The 2,638-nt window shown below is 69.4% G+C and carries 4 protein-coding genes and 1 pseudogene; 1 reads left to right on the top strand and 4 read right to left on the bottom strand.

Annotated features, from left to right (window positions below; all coding sequences use genetic code 11):
* The 3 genes and pseudogenes from WC493_RS23350 to WC493_RS23360 form a co-directional block, all read right to left on the bottom strand.
* Window positions 1–241, bottom strand: a pseudogene (locus tag WC493_RS23350) (tRNA uridine-5-carboxymethylaminomethyl(34) synthesis GTPase MnmE); the annotation flags it as partial.
* A gap of 1 nt (window position 242) precedes the next feature.
* On the bottom strand, window positions 243–608 hold the full coding sequence (locus WC493_RS23355; RefSeq protein ID WP_373069069.1) for a ferredoxin: 366 nt from the start codon (window positions 606–608) through the stop codon (window positions 243–245).
* Window positions 605–892, bottom strand: coding sequence for a DUF6489 family protein (locus WC493_RS23360; protein WP_373069071.1), 288 nt, complete (start codon window positions 890–892; stop codon window positions 605–607). Before WC493_RS23360 ends, WC493_RS23355 begins: the two co-directional genes overlap by 4 nt.
* 104 nt (window positions 893–996) lie before the next feature.
* On the opposite strand from WC493_RS23360, the gene WC493_RS23365 reads away from it, so the two are divergent.
* Window positions 997–1,458, top strand: coding sequence for a methylated-DNA--[protein]-cysteine S-methyltransferase (locus WC493_RS23365; RefSeq protein ID WP_373069073.1), 462 nt, complete (start codon window positions 997–999; stop codon window positions 1,456–1,458).
* Here the strand turns inward: WC493_RS23365 and WC493_RS23370 are convergent.
* The coding region (locus tag WC493_RS23370) for a DUF6438 domain-containing protein (protein ID WP_373069075.1) at window positions 1,455–2,638 on the bottom strand (1,184 nt) is incomplete at its 5' end. The genes WC493_RS23365 and WC493_RS23370 overlap by 4 nt on opposite strands.

Below are 2,638 nucleotides of genomic sequence, written 5' to 3' on the forward strand. Positions count from 1 at the left end.
GAAGTTCGGCGACATCCTCGCCGGTGAAGCTGGCCGGGGCCGGAAACCACAGTACAAGCGCCCGGTCGATCACCTCGCCGCCTTCGGGATCGCGCAGCGCCACCAGCCGGGCCAGGCGGGGCTGGGGCCGTGCGCCGCACAGGCGGTCGAGCGCCGGCCCCGCCAAGGGGCCGGACAGGCGCAGGACGGCGACTCCGGCCCGGCCCCGGCCGCTGGCCAGGGCGAAGATGGTCTCGCTCACCTTATTCGGCGGCGGGCAGTTTCTGGTCGGGCTGCAGCATCAGCCGCGTCACCCGCCCACCTTGCTTCAGGTGAACCTCCAGGATTTCGTCGATATCCGCCGGGGTGCGCGGGGCATACCAGATGCCCTCGGGATAGATCACCAGGACGGGGCCGAGTTCGCAGCGGTCGAGGCAGCCGGCCTGATTGATGCGGACATTCTCGAGGCCCAACTCGTCGGCCCGGACCTTCATGTAATTGCGCAAAGGCACACCCCCCCGCGCCTTGCAGGAGCCGCGGGGGTGGACATCGGGACGCTCGTTCACACAGGCGAAGACATGGGCTTCGTAATAGGGCTTGGGATCGCCCGGCAGGTTCCGTTCGCTCACTTCGGCTCGTCCTTGGCATCGGGCTTGCGCTTGCCGCCGCCCCGCACCGAGCTGGCGGCCGACCACAGGAAGTCCTGGAATTTCTCGAAGCCCTGCAGGCCGCCCTGAATGCCCATGGGCAGCCACTGCTTGAAGATGGTCTCCGGGTCGATGACATTTAGATATTGGGTCATCCGCCCTTCCAGCTCGGCCAGGATGCGCTGCTGCATCGGCTCGAGATCGGGCAGGCCGAGGACGCGACGGGCCTCCTCCGGGGTGATATCGAATTCGACGTTGATCTTCATGGCGTCCTCTTCCGCTTGTCGTCGCCATGGATATGGCCACGACGGGCCGGATCAGTTTAGATCAGCGCATTGCCGACGCAAGACAACCATGGAAGGTTGAAGACGTGGCCGAAGCCCGCGTGCAGACCCCGATCGGGATGTTTCATGTCACGGTGCGCGCCGACGCGGTCACCGCCGCCAGCTGGTCGCCCAGCGGCGACGATACCCCGGCCGACGACATCCTGCTGCGCCTCGTCCTTGGCCAGGTGGAGGATTATTTCGCCGGCCGCCGCCGGGACTTCGACCTGCCCATCGCGCCCCATGGCACGCCGTTCCAGCGCAAGGTCTGGCGCCGCATCGCCGCCATCCCCTTCGGCCAGTTCGAGACCTATGGCGCCCTCGCCCGCACTCTTGGCGGCGTCGCGGCCCAGGCGGTGGGCCAGGCCTGCGGCCGCAACCCGGTCGGCCTGCTCGTACCCTGCCACCGCGTCCTCGCCGCCGGCCCCCGCCTCGGCGGCTATGGCGGCTCGGAAGACGTGAAACGCTGGTTGCTCGCCCACGAAGGCATCGCGGTGCCGGCGGCTTAGGGTTTCGCGCCCGCCGCTTCGAGGAGGGCGACGATGGCCTTGCGGTTTTCGAGATATTCCGGCCCCAGCCAGTCCGGTGCCTGGTCGGGCGCGGCCTGGGCCCGGGCGATGGCGAGGGCGCTGTCGCCTTCCGGCTCGTGGGCATCGGGGTCGCCGCCCCGGCGCAGGATGGCGGCGAGGATGGCGGGCTTGCCGCTGCGCACCGCGGCGATCACCGCCCGCTGGCGCTGGCCCCCGGTGGCCGCGTCGAGGGCCCCAGCCGCCAGCAGGCGGTCGACCACGTCGGCATCGCCGTATTGTGCCGCGAGGGTCAGGGTGAAGATGCCGCGGCAAGCGCCCGTCGGGGCGACGCCCCGCGCCAGAAGGGCGCCGACGATCGCGCCCGCGCCGGGACGGATGCTGCAGGCCAGGGCGTCGGCGGCGGCGGGCGCCTGGAAATCCCAGCCGACCGCCACCAGATCGTCGACGAGATCCGGCCCGCCGGCGACCCAGCGCGCGCTGCGGGCGAGAGTTTCCACCGCCCGTTCCAGCGCGATGACCGAGGGCGGCATTCCGTCGTAGAGACCGGCGTAGTCGACGACCGTCTTTTCCGCCTTGCCGAGGCGCAGGCGCAGCACGGTCGACGGCAGGTCGGTCACGGGGGCTTTGTAACGGTCCTCGAGGCCGAAGAATTGCGCGGCGCGAAACTGCTCGATCAGGGCGGCGACAGCGGCCGGGTCGACCTGCTCTTCCACCCGGCCGGCGAAGGCGACATGGAAGCCGCCGTCATAGGTGACGCGGCCATCGCCCGCGATGGTGACGGTATAGATCGGGCAAGAGCCGAAGCACACCGTGTGTTCGATGGCGATCTCGGTATCGGCGGCGCTCGCCTTCGGGAAGGGGCGGTCGGCCGGCGGTCGGGTCCGGGGAAAGATCGGGATGTCCAACGGGCCGGTGACGGCGACACTCTTGCCGCCCCGCTCGAACGGGCGGAAATGCAGGGACGTCGCCAGTTGCACGGCGCGGTCGTAGTAATCGTCGTCGCCGTGGCGTGGCTTCGCGCTTGTAACTATTCCTGTCTCATCAATGACCAGGTCTAGGGATACGCCCTCGCCGAAGGTCACGTCCGCCGATCCGCTGTTGAAGAAGAGCATGGGGCTGGCGGGGTCCAGGTGCTCCCGGATTTCGCCGCTGTCGACCA

It is taken from the genome of Zavarzinia sp. (assembly GCF_041650655.1).
In the GTDB taxonomy this organism is placed as follows: Bacteria; Pseudomonadota; Alphaproteobacteria; order Zavarziniales; family Zavarziniaceae; genus Zavarzinia.